13 protein-coding genes are annotated in these 15,404 nt (G+C 71.9%); 9 read left to right on the top strand and 4 right to left on the bottom strand.

Going from position 1 to position 15,404, the window contains the following annotated elements; genetic code table 11:
- Positions 1 to 457: 457 nt before the first annotated feature.
- Complete coding sequence (locus tag ACN27J_RS12725) at positions 458 to 583, top strand: hypothetical protein (RefSeq protein WP_421366256.1); 126 nt, start codon at positions 458 to 460, stop codon at positions 581 to 583.
- A gap of 5 nt (positions 584 to 588) precedes the next feature.
- On the top strand, positions 589 to 1,212 hold the full coding sequence (locus ACN27J_RS12720; protein ID WP_421372214.1) for a GNAT family N-acetyltransferase: 624 nt from the start codon (positions 589 to 591) through the stop codon (positions 1,210 to 1,212).
- 102 nt (positions 1,213 to 1,314) lie between these two features.
- On the opposite strand, the gene pepN is transcribed toward ACN27J_RS12720, so the two are convergent.
- A complete protein-coding gene (gene pepN, locus ACN27J_RS12715; RefSeq protein ID WP_421366253.1) occupies positions 1,315 to 3,867 on the bottom strand; it encodes an aminopeptidase N in 2,553 nt (850 codons plus the stop codon).
- A 222-nt stretch (positions 3,868 to 4,089) separates the two neighbouring features.
- Between pepN and ACN27J_RS12710 the strand changes: the two genes are divergently transcribed.
- The 4 genes from ACN27J_RS12710 to ACN27J_RS12695 all read left to right on the top strand — a co-directional run bounded on the left by ACN27J_RS12710 (position 4,090) and on the right by ACN27J_RS12695 (position 7,028).
- The gene (locus ACN27J_RS12710) at positions 4,090 to 4,716 is read left to right on the top strand and encodes a DsbA family protein (protein ID WP_421366251.1); all 627 of its coding nucleotides are present in this window, start codon (positions 4,090 to 4,092) and stop codon (positions 4,714 to 4,716) included.
- Between the two features lie 150 nt (positions 4,717 to 4,866).
- Entirely contained in the window at positions 4,867 to 5,103 is a 237-nt protein-coding gene (locus ACN27J_RS12705; RefSeq protein WP_123603169.1) for a hypothetical protein, read from the top strand.
- A gap of 192 nt (positions 5,104 to 5,295) precedes the next feature.
- Positions 5,296 to 6,495: a DUF1015 family protein gene (locus ACN27J_RS12700; RefSeq protein WP_421366249.1), complete on the top strand. Its 1,200-nt coding sequence runs from the start codon at positions 5,296 to 5,298 to the stop codon at positions 6,493 to 6,495.
- A 65-nt stretch (positions 6,496 to 6,560) separates the two neighbouring features.
- A complete protein-coding gene (locus tag ACN27J_RS12695; protein ID WP_123603168.1) occupies positions 6,561 to 7,028 on the top strand; it encodes a ribose-5-phosphate isomerase in 468 nt (155 codons plus the stop codon).
- Positions 7,029 to 7,088: 60 nt separating this feature from the next.
- Here ACN27J_RS12695 and ACN27J_RS12690 read toward each other — a convergent pair whose 3' ends face one another.
- Both ACN27J_RS12690 and ACN27J_RS12685 read right to left on the bottom strand, forming a co-directional pair.
- Positions 7,089 to 7,571 carry a hypothetical protein gene (locus tag ACN27J_RS12690; protein WP_421366246.1) on the bottom strand — a complete coding sequence of 161 codons (483 nt, stop codon included), beginning with the start codon at positions 7,569 to 7,571 and terminating at the stop codon, positions 7,089 to 7,091.
- Between the two features lie 23 nt (positions 7,572 to 7,594).
- Positions 7,595 to 8,854, bottom strand: a complete 1,260-nt coding sequence (locus ACN27J_RS12685; RefSeq protein ID WP_421366245.1) for a GNAT family N-acetyltransferase — start codon at positions 8,852 to 8,854, stop codon at positions 7,595 to 7,597.
- A gap of 114 nt (positions 8,855 to 8,968) precedes the next feature.
- Here ACN27J_RS12685 and ACN27J_RS12680 point away from each other — a divergent pair, with 114 nt between their 5' ends.
- The 3 genes from ACN27J_RS12680 (at position 8,969) to ACN27J_RS12670 (ending at position 11,532) form a co-directional block, all read left to right on the top strand.
- Positions 8,969 to 9,595, top strand: a complete 627-nt coding sequence (locus ACN27J_RS12680; protein ID WP_421366243.1) for a hypothetical protein — start codon at positions 8,969 to 8,971, stop codon at positions 9,593 to 9,595.
- A 90-nt stretch (positions 9,596 to 9,685) separates the two neighbouring features.
- Positions 9,686 to 10,594 (top strand): phosphatase PAP2 family protein, encoded by a 909-nt coding sequence (locus tag ACN27J_RS12675; RefSeq protein WP_421366242.1) that lies wholly within the window; start codon positions 9,686 to 9,688, stop codon positions 10,592 to 10,594.
- A gap of 47 nt (positions 10,595 to 10,641) precedes the next feature.
- Positions 10,642 to 11,532, top strand: a complete 891-nt coding sequence (locus ACN27J_RS12670; RefSeq protein WP_421366241.1) for a hypothetical protein — start codon at positions 10,642 to 10,644, stop codon at positions 11,530 to 11,532.
- A gap of 27 nt (positions 11,533 to 11,559) precedes the next feature.
- On the opposite strand, the gene metH is transcribed toward ACN27J_RS12670, so the two are convergent.
- The gene (gene metH / locus ACN27J_RS12665) at positions 11,560 to 15,201 is read right to left on the bottom strand and encodes a methionine synthase (RefSeq protein WP_421372213.1); all 3,642 of its coding nucleotides are present in this window, start codon (positions 15,199 to 15,201) and stop codon (positions 11,560 to 11,562) included.
- Positions 15,202 to 15,404 lie beyond the last annotated feature (203 nt).

Below are 15,404 nucleotides of genomic sequence, written 5' to 3'. Positions count from 1 at the left end.
CCTCTACTATGCCGTCTCGTCGTCCCAGGCGTATGCCTGGAGGTATAGATCTTGGCCCCTATGCCGGCGTGAGTGGCACTGACTATCCGTGATCGCAAAGCTGCGGGTCGTCGCGATTCCGTGACAGGAATTACCCAACCGCTCAAGAGCGCGCCGGGCGGAGCACGACTACGTCGGCGTGGATGGGAGGACCAGGAGTGTTGACCTTGGTGGGAGTCGTGTTGGCGGCGCTGGGTGGGTTGTGCGTCGGCTTCTTCACGTTCCGGTTGAAGCAGCGGTGGTGTCCGAGGTGCGGGCAGATCTTGTGGTGTCCGGAGTGCGCACCTCGGCATTCGATGCGGTTCAGCCCGACCGGGCCGTCCAGTCTGACTGGTGCGGTCGGTGCCGGTTCGGCTGCCGCTGTGGGTCGGGCGGCGGTGGATGCTGCCCGGGTCAACCGGGGCCGGTGGTCGCGGTGATGGAACAACTACGGGAGCTGGGCGGGTGCGGTTGTCAAGTGGTCGAGCGGATGACCGAGGCGGCGTTCGACCTGCCCGACGTCACCTCGGCGAAGTTGTTCGACCGGTTCCTGGTGTGGACGTGACGGCCATGCTGACCGTACGGGCCGCCACGGCCGCCGACGTCGAACCCCTGGCCGAGTTGTTGGCGCAGTCGTGTGTGCTGGATCCGGTGGTGTCCTGGCTGATCAATGATCACGCCCTGCGGTACCTGACAATGCACCAGTTCTTCACCGCCGAGCTGGAGTTCGCCGTCCGGCACGGGATCGTCGACGTTGTCGGGCACTGCGACGGGGTGGCGATCTGGTACCCGCACCCGGCGGACCGGCTGCTCGGTGCGGAGCATCAGCGGCGCAGGTTGCGGGCCTGCGGTGACCGGCACGGCCCGTACGCGCACTACGCATTCACCGCTGGTCGCGTGGAAGCGACCGGCCGACACCACCATCTGGCGTTCCTGGCGGCCGCACCCTGGCTGAGACGGCAGGGGATCGGGTCGGCGTTGCTGGCCGCCCACCACACCCAGCTGGACCGGATCGGCATGCCGGCGGTGGTCGAGGCGAGCAGCCAGCGACAGCAGAGGTTCTACGAACGCCACGGCTACCGGATCGTCCGGGTGGCCCACCTGCCGGCCGACGGCCCACCGCTGTGGGCGATGCACCGCTCCGGTGACCCGGTCGATCAACCACCCATGGCCGCCGCACTGCGCGTCGGCTGACCAGGTGACCGGAGAGCCGCATCGAGGTGAGGCTGAGACACCTTAAATCTGCGTCGTAGGGTGTCTCAGCCTCACCTCGATGGCGGCTGGCGCGGGCGTCGCTCAGCTGGCGGCGGCCGTGTCGGTGGCCCGTGCGGTCAACGCCCGGACCACCCCGTCGCGGCCCTCAGCGACCAGCCGGCGCAGCGGAGCCGGGTGACCCTCGCCGGCCAGCCACTCGTCCGTCGCCGCGACGGTCTCCTCGGAGACCAGGTACGCCGGGTAGGCCAGCATGACGAACTCCTGCGCCGGCTCGCTGTCCCGGGTGGCCCAGATCCGGCCCAACACGTCGAAGTACGCCGTCCGGTACGGCTCGGTCAGCTCCACCTGCGTCGAGTGCTGGAAACCCTGCAGCAACGCCCGGTGCTGCCAGTTCGGCAGGCTGTCCGGCCCGGTCAGCTTGGCCCAGATGGCGGCCTTGTTGGCCGGGTCCGGCAGCAGGGCGCGGGCCAGGGCTGCCTCCCGCTCACCGCTGGCGGTCCGGTCCCGCTGCAGCTCCGCGTCGATCTGCTCGCCGGTGGCGGCACCGTTGGCGGCCAACGACTGCAGCACCGTCCAGCGCAGCTCGGTGTCGATGGTCAGCCCCGGCACCACGTCTGCCCCGTCGAGCCAGCCACGCAGCACCGCCAGGTCGCCGTCGGAGCGGGCCGCCGTGGCGTAGCTGCGGGCCCAGGCCAGCTGGAAACCGCTGCCCGGCTCCGCTGCCTGCAGCGCCGCCCGTGCCGTCCGAGCCAGGTCGGCCCAGCCCTGCGCTGCCCAGCCCGGCTCGGCGTAGAACGTCAGCGTGTTGGTGGCCTGCCGCAGGGTCGCGGTCACCAGGTTGATGTCGGTCTCGTTGGGCAGCCCGGTGAGCACCAGGGCGACGTAGTCGCGGGCGGCGAGCTCCCCGTCCCGGACCATGTCCCAGGCCGCCGCCCAGCACAGCGCCCGCGCCAGCGACGACTCGAACGCGCTGATGTGCTGCACCACGTTGGCCATCGACGCCGGGTCGAGCCGCAGCTTGGTGTAGCTCAGATCGTCGTCGTTGAGCAGCAGCACGTCGGCGGCGGGCAGCCCGGCCAGGCCGGTCAGCTCGGCGCGCTCGCCGCTGATGTCGACCTCGGCCCGGTGCCGGCGGACCAGCCGGCCGTCGACCAGGTCGTAGAGGCCGACCCCGATCCGGTGGGTACGCAGCGTCGGGTGCCCGGCCGGTGCCTCCTGAAGCACCGTGACCTGCTGGTAGGTGCCGTCCGGGCTAACCGACAGCTCCGGCCGCAGCGTGTTGACCTGGGCGGTCTCCAACCACTGGGCGGCGAACTTGCGCAGCTCCCGGCCGGAGGCGGTCTCCAGCTCGGAGAGCAGGTCGTCGAAGGTGGCGTTGCCCCATGCGTGCCGCTGGAAATAGGCCCGCAGACCGGCGAGGAAGGGCTCCAACCCGACGTACGCGACGAGTTGCTTGAGCACGCTGGCGCCCTTGGCGTACGTGATGCCGTCGAAGTTGACCTCGACCGCCTCCAGGTCCGGCATCTCGCAGTAGACCGGGTGGGTGGAGGAGAGCTGGTCCTGCCGGTAGCCCCAGTTCTTGCGGACCGACAGGAAGGTGGTCCAGGCGTCGGTGAACCGGGTCGCCTCCGAGTTGCACCAGTGGCTGGCCCATTCGGCGAACGACTCGTTCAGCCACAGGTCGTTCCACCAGCGCATGGTCACCAGGTTGCCGAACCACATGTGGGCCAACTCGTGCAGCACGGTGTTGGCCCGCTGCTCGTACTCGAAGTCGGTCACCTGGGAACGGAAGATGTAGTGCGCCTCGGCGTGGGTGACGGCGCCGAAGTTCTCCATCGCGCCGGCGTTGAAGTCCGGCACCCAGATCTGGTCGTATTTGGGCAGCGGGTAGCGGACCCCGAACTGGGCCTGGAAGAAGTCGAAACCCTGCGCGGTGATCAGGTGCAGATCGTCGACGTCGAGGTGCTCGGCCATGCTGGCCCGGCAGAAGTAGCCCAGGTCGACGCCGTCGTGGCTGCGCCGGACCTCGTGGTACGGGCCGGCGCACAGCGCGGTGATGTAGGTGCTCATCCGGGCCGACTCGGCGAAGTGGACGGTCTTGGTGTCCGGCCCGGCCGGCTCCTCGGCGGCCACCGGCATGTTCGAGATGACCCGCCAGTGGGCCGGTACGACGGCGTGCCAGGTGTAGACGCTCTTCAGATCCGGCTGGTCGAAGCAGGCGTACACCCGCTGCGCGTCGGCGGTCTCGAACTGGCTGTACAGGTAGGTCTCGCCGTCGACCGGGTCGACGCTGCGGTGCAGCCCCTGCCCGCTGGCCGAGTAGATGAAGTCGGCCTCGACGACCAGCGTGTTCTCCGCAGCCAGGTCCGGCAGGGCCAGCCCGGACTCGGCCGACCAGCCGGACGGGTCGAGTCGCTGGCCGTTCAGCGTCGCCGAGTGCAGCTGGTCCGCCGCCACCTCGATGAACGTGCTGGCTCCGGGCTCGGCGCAACGGAAGGTGACCGTTGTCGTCGAGCGGAACACCCGGTTGTCCGTTGCGCTGCCGGCGGCGGACAGGTCGAGGTGGATGTCATACCCGGTCACGTCGAGCAGGCGGGCGCGTTCGGCCGCCTCGACCTGGGTCAGATTGCGCACTCCAGCCACCGTGTGCCTCCGTCCAATCGTTCAACCGCCGACGTCGACGTCGGCGGCGTCGGGGACAGCTGGGAATGACCCCGTTCGGCCAAGTCTTTCACGTCGTGGGGGCCTGGCGAGGCCGGCCCAGATCCTGGACTTGGTGGGTTGGGGCGGTATCTGGCGAGGTGACCCGGACAATGGCGGCGGACAGCCGCCGGACGAAAAAAGAAGGGGAGTCTGATGTCCGACCGTCAGACCGTGGACATGTACTTCGATCCGTTGTGCCCGTGGGCCTGGATCACCTCACGTTGGTTGTTGGAGGTCGAACAGGTCCGGCCGGTCGACGTGCGGTTCCGGGTGATGAGCCTGGCCGTGCTCAACGAGGGCCGTGACCTGCCGGAGAGCTACCGGAAGCTGCTCGACGGGGCCTGGGGTGCGGTCCGGGTCGCCGTCGCGGTCCAGCAGGACCACGACGACGCTGCGGTACGGGCGCTCTACACCGCGCTGGGCAACCGGATCCACCTGGAGAAGCAGCCGACCGGACCGGAGCTTTACACCGCCGCGTTGACCGAGGCCGGGCTGGACCCGGCGCTGGCCGCCGCCGCCGACGATCCGACCTGGGACGGCCCGCTGCGGGCCAGCCACGCCGCCGGGATGGCCCCGGTCGGGATGGACGTCGGTACGCCGGTGATCCACGCCCCGGGCCCGGAGGGTGCCGGCCCGGTCGCGTTCTTCGGCCCGGTGATCACCCCGGTGCCGCGCGGGGAGGCCGCAGGCCGGCTCTGGGACGGTGTGCTGCTGGTCGCCGGGACGCCGGGATTCTACGAGTTGAAGCGGTCCCGCGAGGTGGATCCCACGTTCGACTGACCAATTCGTCGGTGTCGGGGACGAGTTCCACGTCGCCCGGCGTGTCGCTGCGCGGCGCACGTGACGCGTCCCAGGCCACGTCGTTGCCCAGGATGTTCACCCCGCCGGCCCGGTAGGAGACCGGGCCACACCGACGCATCGGAGGTCAACATGCTGGTCGACATCGACTCCGACTACTGGGATCTGCCCGTGCTGCGCGAGGCGATCGCCGCCCAGGTCTGGGGCGCGCCGAGTGACGGCAGCCGGCACCGGCGGGAACCGTCGGTCCACGAGGTGGAGCGGGTGCCGGTCGCCGTACCGTCGGGGCTGCCGGCGTCGACGGTCGGCGCGGTCCCGGCGGCCCGGTCCGGCGGCGGCCGGCACCGGCGCCCGACCCCGGTCGGGTGATCCGGTCCGGCCGGTCACTGCGGCCACCGCCGTCGACAGCGGCCCGGGCGACCGGGCCGCTGTCCGTTCCACCTGCCCGGGCGACCGGGCCGGCGTCCGTCGCGCTGGTCCGGCGACCAGGTCGGCGTCCATCCGGTGGACACGGCCGATGTATCGGTCGTCACAGCGGACCCCGCCGGTAGCGTCCGCGCCATGACGGTCGTTCACCCGATTTCCCGCGCCTGGATCACCACCGGTGAGACCGGTGCGCAGAACTACGACGAGTTCGCCGACGACGCCGAGATCACCGCGATCATCGAGGCGAATCCCCGTAGCGCGCTGGCGGTGGAGATGCCGCACCGGGCGCCGGACAGCCTCGGCCGGTCGTTTCTCGACTGCCTGCCGGCGGCCGCCCGACGGCTCGGCGAGGCCCGCGCCGACGGTAGCTACACACCGGCCGAGCAGGTCGCCGTGCTCTACCGGATCACCGAGCCGGCCAGCGACGCGGCCGCGTACGGCCTGTTCGTGATGGTCGACACCGACCAGATCTCCACCAGCGCCGACGAACCGGGCCTGGTGATCCGCAACGAGGACGTGTTCATCGCCAAGGTCCGGGAGCGGGTGGCACTGGCCGAGGCAGTCGGACATCTGCTCTCCCCGGTGCTGCTGCTGCAGACCGGGCGCGGCGACGAACTGCACGCCGCGCTCGCCGAGGCAGCGGAGGCGGCCGGCGCGCCGGCCGCGACCGATCTGGATCAGGCCGGCCGTACCCACGCGATCTGGCCGGTCGGTCCGGGAGAGCTGCAGCAGCGGCTCTGTGCGCTGGCCGGTGGCGGTGAGCTGGTCGTCGCCGACGGCAACCACCGCAGTCTGGCCGCGCAGACCGGCGGCCTGTCCCGGTTCCTGGCCGTGGTCACCACTCCCGCGTCGGTGGCCATCCAGCCGTACAACCGGCTGGTCAGCGAGCTGACCCTGAGCCCGGACGAGACGCTGGCCGGGCTGCGGGCCGCCGGTGCGGCGGTGACCGCGCTCGACGGCGCGCCGACGGTTCCGGCTGCCGGCGGCGAGGTACGGCTCTACCTGGCCGGACGCGGCTACCAGGTCACCCTGCCGACCGGCGGCGGTGACCGGGTGGACAACCTCGACCACGCCCTGGTGGAGCGGGTGCTGCTGCGCGGTGTGCTCGGCCTCGACCCGGGTGACAAGCGGATCACCTACGTCGGCGGCGACTATCCGGCCAGCTGGCTCACCGGCGAGGTCGACGCCGGTCGGGCCGAGCTGGCCGTGCTGATCGCCCCGGTCACCGTCGACGATTTCGTCGCGGTGAACCTGGCCCGGCAGAAGCTGCCCCGCAAGAGCACCTGGTTCACCCCGAAGGCGCGCGGCGGCCTGGTGCTGGCCGAGATCGGCTGAGCCGTTACACGGGACCGGCTGACCCGGCTGTACGGCCTACCTGTCGGCGCTGAGAGACTGCGGGTATGCGCGTCTACCTGGCAGCCGACCACGCCGGCTACGAGCTCAAGGTGCATCTGGTCAACCACCTCGCCAAGCAGGGGTACGAGGTGACCGACGTCGGGCCGCACGAGTTCGACCCGGACGACGACTACCCGGCGTTCTGCCTGCATGCCGGGACCCGGGTGGTCGCCGACCCGGGCAGCCTCGCAGTGGTGATCGGCGGCTCCGGCAACGGCGAGCAGATCGCCGCCAACAAGGTGCCCGGGGTGCGGGCTGCGCTGGCCTGGAACCTGGAGACCGCGCAGCTGGCGCGCACCCACAACGACGCCAACGTCGTCGCGATCGGCGCCCGCCAGCACACCCTCGACGAGGCGACCACGCTGGTGGAGGCGTTCCTGGCCACCGGTTTCTCCGGTAACGACCGGCACGCCCGCCGGATCGCCCAGGTCGCCGCGTACGAGGTCGACCGGGAGCTGCCGGCGCTGCCCTGACCCCGTCGGTCCGCAGCGGCACCTCTCGGTGTCCGGTGGGTCACGTCGGGACCGGCCGGTTCACCGCTCCCGGCGGGGCAGTTCCTCCCGGGGCACCCAGTGCCGGCGGACGATGGTCAGGGTCTCCTCGGCCCGGGCGAGGTCGTCCTCACTGGGGCGGGACGCGTCCCGCGCCCGCAGCGCCGCCGAGGTGCTGACCTGTGAGGTGCCGGAACCGACCAGTCCGCGCAGGCCACGGTCGGCTTCCCGGTCGTCGCCGCCGGACCCGCCGCCGGCGGAACGGCCCGACGTCTGCCGGCGCTGACGGTGCGTCGGCGGTGGCTCCGGGACGCGCTGTGACGGCTCCGGAGCACGCGGTCCCAGTGACTGCGGGCGCGGCCCCGGCCCCGGTACCGGCCTGCCGTCCGGCTCCGGAGTGCTCGGAGTGCTGTCCTGCTCCGGATCGTGCACCTCGGCGGTGCTGGCGCTGGCCGGTCCGCTGTCGGGGCGTTCCGTCGGGGCGCCGTGCCGGTGCCGTCGCCTGCGCCGTTCGAAGTCCGCCATCCGCCGACCGTACCGCGACCGGCTCAGAAGATCTCGATGCCGGCGGGGGCACGGTCCCAGCCGAACGCGGTGTTGGCCTCGGCCACCGCACCGTGGCGCAGCTCGCGTACCCGGCCGGCGTCGGCCAGCGACCGCAGCGACGGGCCGCCCAGGTACACCGCCGCCAGGTCGGCCACCCCGCAGGCGAGGTCCGCCGGCTCGTCGGTGGGTACGCAGCGGGCCTGTTCCCGGTCGCCGGTCAGTCGCCAGCGGCCGGAGTTCTCCGGCAGTAGCGGATCGGTGACGTCGATGACCATGTCGACTCCGGTGGCGTACCGGCGGGCGGACAGTGCCGCCGCGACGTCGATCAGCCGCACCCAGAGGCTGTCGGCGAGCGCGGCACCGAGTTGCCGGGGCTCGTCGACCAGCTGGAACAGCGGCTCGTCCAGCGCCGCGAACCGGAAGGAGAGCGCCCGGCTGAGGTCGATGCCGGTGAGGAACCGCCACAGGGCCCGGTATCCGTCTACGCTGCCGGCCACCGCCTCGATCACCCGTACCCGGCCCTTCGGCCCACGGGCGTCCCAGTCGCTCACCGTGCGCCACAGGGCGTAGCCGTCCGGGCCGGTCGGACCGTCGTGCAGCACCACCCGCAGCGCGGTCTGGCCGGACTGGCGGGCCGGGCTGTCGGCCAGCACGTACCGCCACCACCGGTCGTCCCGGCCGGACCAGCCGGGACGGCCGGGGCGCAGCCGTTCGTACACCGCTGCCAGCTCGGGCCGCAGCCGCCCGGGGTCGCCGACGCGCAGCGACCCGACGCCAGGGCCAGCGGACGGGTCGGCGCCCGCGCCCGGGCCGGCCGGGTCGAGCACCCGGGTCTCCCGCAGGTCGATGTCCAGCTCCAGCCGCTGGGCGGCCATCCCGTAGCCGTACCGCGGGTAGATGCGGCCCTCGCTGGCCCACAGCACCGCGACCGGTTCGCCGCCGTCGCGTAGTTGGCGCAGCTGGCGGCGCATCAGCCGGGTCAGCAGCCCGCGCCGACGGTCGGTCGGGGCGACCACGACCATGGAGACGTGGGCGGCGGGCAGCACCGCGCCGGGCACGGTCAACTCCCTGGTGTACGCCCCCGCGTGCCCGACCAACCGGTCGCCGTCGGTGACCACCAGCGACCGGTCCGGCTCGAAGACGCCCCGCTCGACGTGGTGCAGGTCCGGGTCCGGGTTCTGATGGAAGGCCGCCAGCAGCAACTCCATCACTGGGTCGAAGTCCTGCGGCACGCCGGCCCGGATCGGAAACGGTGCATCCATCTGCCCTGTCTAACCGATCGGTGGCGGGGTCGGCGACCCATTTGCCGGCTCGCTACTCTCGGATGTGAGCGTCTAAATGGTACGGGGGTCCGCCCGCACCCGTGGGGAGGAAACATGGCAGATCGGCATACACCCTGGGCCGAGCGGACCGTGGAGGTGCCGCCGCAGCGCACGGCTCCCGGCGCAGCGGACGCGGACCAGCCGATGGCACCGGACGCGGACCAGCCGACGGCACCGGGCGTCGCCGGCCTTTTCCGGCGTGGGGTGGCGCAGGTCGGCCGGGGCGGGCCGCCGCCGACCGCCGAGTTCACCGCGCCGCACGAGCCGACCGGCACGGGCTGGCCGTCCGACGCCGGGCCGGGCTGGTCGGACGGCCGGATCCGGCCGCCCCGGCCACCGCTGAGTCAGCAGCTCGCCCAGCTCCGTCGCGGCGGCGAGTGGAGCGTGCTGGGTGGCCTGTTCGCCTTCGTCTGTTGGGGGGTCTGGGCCATCTCCGCCCGGGGGAACCTGGCCAGCCCGGTGCTGACCTTTGTGCTGACGATGCTGGTCGGGGCGGGTCTGTTCGCGCTGTGCCGGGTGATCGGCCGGGTGGTGCTGGAACGCCAGCTGGGTCGGGTCCGGCACGGTGCCCGCGTTTCGCACATGGTGACCGGGGCGTACCTGATCGTCGTCGGGTTCGCCTACCTGCGGCAGACCGAATGGGTGGTCAGCGTCTGGAACTGGTTCGCTGGTTGGTTCTGACGTGCTGGGATTCCGGGTTCCCACGTTGTGACCGAGCGCGGGACGTTCTGACCGAGCGCGGGAGCCGGGCCGGGCGGCTACCGTGACGGCATGCGCAGTCGCGGCGCGGTGCTCCTGGGCGTCTGGTGCCTTCTGCTGGCCGCCGGCCAGACCGCGGCCTTCGGCGTGGTCTGGTGGGTCTTCGTGCGGACCTGGCGCGGCCAGTGGCTGGACACCATCGCGCTGACCGGCAACTCGATCGGCCAGGACGAGGCGTACGGGCCGGCGAGCACGGTGCTCGGTGTGGTCTCGGTGGCCTCGCTCGCCCTGGCCACCGGGGTGATCGGGTTCATCGCGCTGATCCGGGGCCGGGTCCTGCTGGCGGTGGTCGCCACCGGGGTGATCGCCGGCTCCAACCTGACCACCCAGTGGGTGAAGTACGCCGTCGCCCGGCCGTCGTTCGGGGTCGATCCGGTCGACGCGAACCCGGCCAACAGCCTGCCCAGCGGGCACACCACGGTTGCCGCCTCGGTCGCGGTGGCGCTGGTCCTGGTGCTGCCGGCGGCGCTGCGCGGCATCGGCGCCCTCGCCGGTGCCGGCTACGCGGCGGCCGCCGGGGTGGCCACCCTGTCCGCCGGCTGGCACCGGCCCAGTGACGCGGTGGCGGCGCTACTGGTCGTCGGGGGGTGGGCGGCGGCCGGGATGCTCGCGCTCACGCTGGCCCGGTCGCCGGACGACGAGCTGCGCCCGAGCGGACACCACCCGATGTCACTGGCGCTGCTGCTGCTCGCCGGGGTCGGACTGCTGGCGGCGGCCGGGGCCGCGATGGCGGTGACCGACCAGGTGACCGGGCTGCCGCTGGAGGCGCTGAGCCGGCGGCGGCTGTTCGTGGCGTACGCGGGCAGCGCGGCGGGGATCGCCGGCACGGCAGCGGTCACCATGGCCCTGGTGCTGGGGACGGCCGGCTACGCCGTACCGGCCCCGGTGTCCACCGGCCCGGATCCGGCCGGAGGGAACTGAACCGGTTGGGGTGGAACCGATCGGGATAGAGCGACGTCTCAGCAGACATGACGATTTTTCGAGGCGTACGGGCGGCGGCCACCGCCGCCTCCCTGTTGCTGCTCACCGCCGCGTGCGGACAGAACCCGGGCACCGACTCGTCCACCGACGGCACCGCCGGCGGGTCGTCGCTGCCGGCCGACACGCTGGTCCTGCGGGTGGACCACACCGGCGGTTTCACCATGCCGGCGGCGTTGCTGACCCGGCTACCGGTGGTCAGCGTGTACGCCGACGGCCGAGTGATCACCCAGGGCCCCACCATCCTGGTCTACCCCGGTCCGGCCATGCCGAACCTGCAGGTGCAGACGATCAGCGCGGAGCAGGTCGACGAGTTGGTCAAGCAGGCGCTGGCCGCCGGGGTCGGCACCGAGCAGGACCTGGGCCGGCCGCCGGTGGCCGACGCGACGTCGACCCGGTTCACCGTGCTGACCGACAACGGCGTCGAACAACTCGAGGTCTACGCGTTGTCCGACGACGCTTCCGGTGACGCCGGGCTGACCGACGAGCAGGTCGCCGCCCGGGACAAGCTGCGGGACTTCGCCGACTCGCTCACCGAGCTGTCCGGCGCTGTCGGCGCGGCACCGGAGGATTCCGAGCCGTACGTCGCGCACGCGATCGCCGCGGTCGCCGAGCCGTGGGTGGCGGTCGACGAGTCCGTCGACGCCAGCCAGCCGGAGGTGGCCTGGCCCGGCCCGGAACTGCCCGGCGAATCGCTGTCCGAGACGCTCGATCTCGGCTGCGTGACGGTCACCGGGGAGGCGTTGGAGAAGTTGCGGTCCGCAGCGGCGGACGCGACCGCCGCCACCCCGTGGACGTCGGCGGGTAAGCGGTGGACGGTGACCCTGCGCCCGCTGCTGCCGGACGAGACGGACTGCTCGGACCTCACCGCCGCGGGCTGATTCCTCCCCAGCCCGCGCGGTGCGGTTTCAGTCGGTCTCGTAGCCGAGGTTGGGGCGCAGCCAGCGCTCCACCTCGGCGAGCGGCATCCCACGCCGGGCCGCGTAGTCCTCGGCCTGGTCCCGGCCGATCCGCCCGACGGTGAAGTACCGCGAGGCCGGGTGGGCGAAGAGCAGGCCGCTGACGCTGGCCGCCGGGGTCATCGCCCCGGACTCGGTCAGCTCGATGCCGGCCCGCCCGGCGTTTAGCAGGTCGAACAACTGCCACTTCTCACTGTGGTCCGGGCTGGCCGGGTAGCCCAGCGCCGGCCGGATGCCGCGGAACCGCTCGGCGTGCAGGTCGGCCACGTCCGGGTCGGCGTCCGGCTCGTACCAGTCCCGTCGGGCCCGCAGGTGCAGGTGCTCGGCGAACGCCTCGGCCAGCCGGTCCGCCAGCGCCTTCACCATGATCGCCCGGTAGTCGTCCTGGGCGGCCTCGTATCCGGCGGCCAGCTCCTCCGCGCCGTGCACGGCCACCGCGAAGCCACCGAGATGGTCCCCGGCCGGTGCCACGTAGTCGGCGAGGCAGCGGTTCGGCCGCCCGGCGGGTTTGGTGGTCTGCTGGCGCAGCATCGGGATCCGTACCGGCTGGTCGGTGCCGCCGCCCGGCGGGTCGGCCTGTCCGGCGGCGATGACCAGGTCGTCGCCCTCGGAGTGGGCCGGCCAGAAGCCGTAGACGCCGTGGGCCCGCAACGAACCGTCGGCGATGATCTGGTCGAGCATCGTGTTGGCGTCGTCGAACAGTTCGCGGGCGACCGGCTGCTCCAGGATCGCCGGGTACTTGCCCTTGAGCTCCCAGGCGAGGAAGAGGAACTGCCAGTCGATCATCGGCCGCAGCTCGTCGAGGCCGGGCTCGACGTACCGTACGCCGGTGAACGCCGGCACCGGCAGATCCTCGAAGGACACCGGCTCCGCGTTGGCCCGGGCCTGGGCGAGGGTGAGCAGCGGCTGCCGCCGGTTGGTGTGCTGCTCGCGCAGCCGGTCCTGCTCGGCCCGGTTGTCGCTGTCGAACTGCTCCACCCGGTCGGCGCTGAGCAGGTCGGAGACCACCCCGACGACCCGGGACGCGTCGAGCACGTGCACGGTGCTCCCGTCGTACGCCGGTGCGATCCGCACCGCGGTGTGCTGCCGGGAGGTGGTGGCCCCGCCGATCAGCAGCGGTAGTTTCAGCCCACGCCGCTGCATCTCGCCGGCGACGGTGACCATCTCGTCCAGCGACGGGGTGATCAGGCCGGACAGCCCGACCGCGTCGGCGTTCTCAGCGACCGCGGTGTCCAGGATCTTCGCGGCCGGCACCATCACCCCGAGGTCGATGACCCGGTAGTTGTTGCAGCCCAGCACCACCCCGACGATGTTCTTGCCGATGTCGTGCACGTCGCCCTTGACGGTGGCCAGCACCACGGTGCCCGGTCCGCGTTCCCCACCGCCCTCGGCGGCGGTCTCCTGCCCGGCCGGTGCGTTGGCGGCGTCCTGCCGGGCCTGTTCCTTCTCCGCTTCCAGGAACGGCTCCAGGTAGGCCACCGACCGTTTCATCACCCGGGCGCTCTTGACCACCTGCGGCAGGAACATCTTGCCCGAGCCGAACAGGTCGCCGACGACCTTCATGCCGTCCATCAACGGCCCCTCGATCACGTCGAGCGGCCGGGCCGCCAGTTGGCGGGCCTCCTCGGTGTCGGCCTCGATGAAGTCGACGATGCCGTGCACCAGCGCGTGCGACAGCCGGTCGGCGACCGGGGCGTCCCGCCAGGACAGGTCGACGGCGCGCTTCGTGCCGGAGCCGGAGACGGTGCCGGCGAAGGTCACCAGCCGGTCGGTGGCGTCCGGGCGGCGGTCGAACAGTACGTCCTCGACCAGCTCCAGCAGGTCGGCCGGGATGTCCTGATAGACGGCGAGCTGCCCGGCGTTGACGATGCCCATGTCCAGCCCGGCCCGCACGGCGTGCAGCAGGAACGCCGAGTGCATCGCCTCGCGGACCACGTCGTTGCCCCGAAACGAGAACGACAGGTTGGAGATGCCGCCGCTGGTGCGGGCACCCGGGCAGCGCTGCTTGATCAGCGGCAGCGCGTCGATGAACGCCTTGGCGTACCCGTTGTGTTCGCTGATCCCGGTGGCGACGGCCAGCACGTTCGGGTCGAAGATGATGTCGGTGGGGTCGAACCCGGCTTTCCCGGTGAGCAGGTCGTACGCGCGGGCGCAGATGTCGACCTTGCGTTCGGTGGTGTCGGCCTGGCCCTGCTCGTCGAAGGCCATCACCACCACCCCGGCCCCGTACTCGCGGATCTTGCGGGCCTGGTCGAGGAAGACCTCCTCGCCTTCCTTCAGGCTGATCGAGTTGACCACGGCCTTGCCCTGTACGCACTTGAGGCCGGCCTCCAGCACGCTCCACCGCGAGCTGTCGATCATGATCGGGATCCGGGCCACCTCGGGCTCGGTCGCGATCAGGTTGAGGAAGGTCACCATCGCCTGCTCGCTGTCGAGCAGGTCGGCGTCCATGTTGACGTCGAGCAGGTTGGCCCCGCCCCGGACCTGGTCCAGCGCCACGTCCACGGCGGCCTGGAAGTCGCCGGCCTCGATCAGCCGGCGGAACTTCGCCGACCCGGTCACGTTGGTCCGCTCACCGATCATCACGAACCCGGTGTCCGGGCCGATCTCGAACGGCTCCAGCCCGCTGAACCGGCTGGTCCGTGCCGGCTGCGGCACCGGCCGGGGTGCCTTGCCGGCGACCGACTCGGCGATCCGGGTGATATGTGCCGGCGTGGTGCCGCAGCACCCGCCGACCAGGTTGACCATCCCGCTGTCGGCGAAGTCGGCCAGCATCGCGCCGGTCTCGTCGGGGGTCTGGTCGTAGCCGCCGAACGCGTTCGGCAGACCGGCGTTCGGGTGGGAGGCGACATAGCTGTCCGAGATGCGGGCCAACTCGGCGACGTGCGGGCGCATCTCCTCCGCGCCGAGCGAGCAGTTCACCCCGACGACCAGCGGCCGGGCGTGCTCGACGGAGCGCCAGAACGCCTCGACGGTCTGCCCGGACAGGGTCCGCCCGGACAGGTCGACGATGGTCACCGAGATCCACAGCGGCAGCTGCGGCACCACCTCGCGGGCCGCCGCGATAGCCGCCTTCGCGTTCAACGTGTCGAAGATCGTCTCGATGAGCAGCAGGTCGACGCCGCCCTCGGCGAGCGCCGCCAGCTGCTCGGCGTACGTCGCCTTCACCCGGTCGAAGGTGACGGCGCGGTAGGCCGGATCCTCCACCCGGGGCGACAGCGACAGCGTGACGTTGAGCGGGCCGACCGAGCCGGCCACGAACCGGCCGCCGAACTCGTCGGCTGCCTGCCGGGCCAGCTGCGCGCCGCGCAGGTTCATCTCCGGCACGTACGCCTCCAGACCGTAGTCGGCCTGGGCGATGCTGGTCGCGGTGAACGTGTTGGTGGTGGTGATGTCCGCGCCGGCGGCCAGATACTGCCGGTGTACGTCGAGGATCACGTCCGGGCGGGTCAGGTTGAGCAGGTCCGGGTCGCCGGTGACGTCCCGGGGGTGGTCGCCGAACCGGTCGCCACGGTAGTCGGCCGGGGTGAGACCGGCACCCTGCAACATGGTGCCCCAGGCGCCGTCGAGCACCGCGATCCGCTGACTCAGCAACTTCCGCAGCGCCCGCTCGCTGTCGCTGGCGCGTGACAAATGCTTCACCTGACACCTCCGCTGGTAGCTCGGAGGCGCCCTTGTCTGGTGGTCACGCCCGATCAGGGGCCGTGATCGTGGCCGAGCGTGGCGGGCATCTCGCGGCCCGTCGCAGCGCCTCTCGACCTCGTGGTGATCCTACCCGTGGCCCGGTCCGGGCA

It is taken from the genome of Solwaraspora sp. WMMB762 (genome assembly GCF_049179115.1).
Lineage (GTDB): Bacteria > Actinomycetota > Actinomycetes > Mycobacteriales > Micromonosporaceae > Micromonospora_E.
This window is presented reverse-complemented; position numbering and strand designations above follow the sequence as displayed.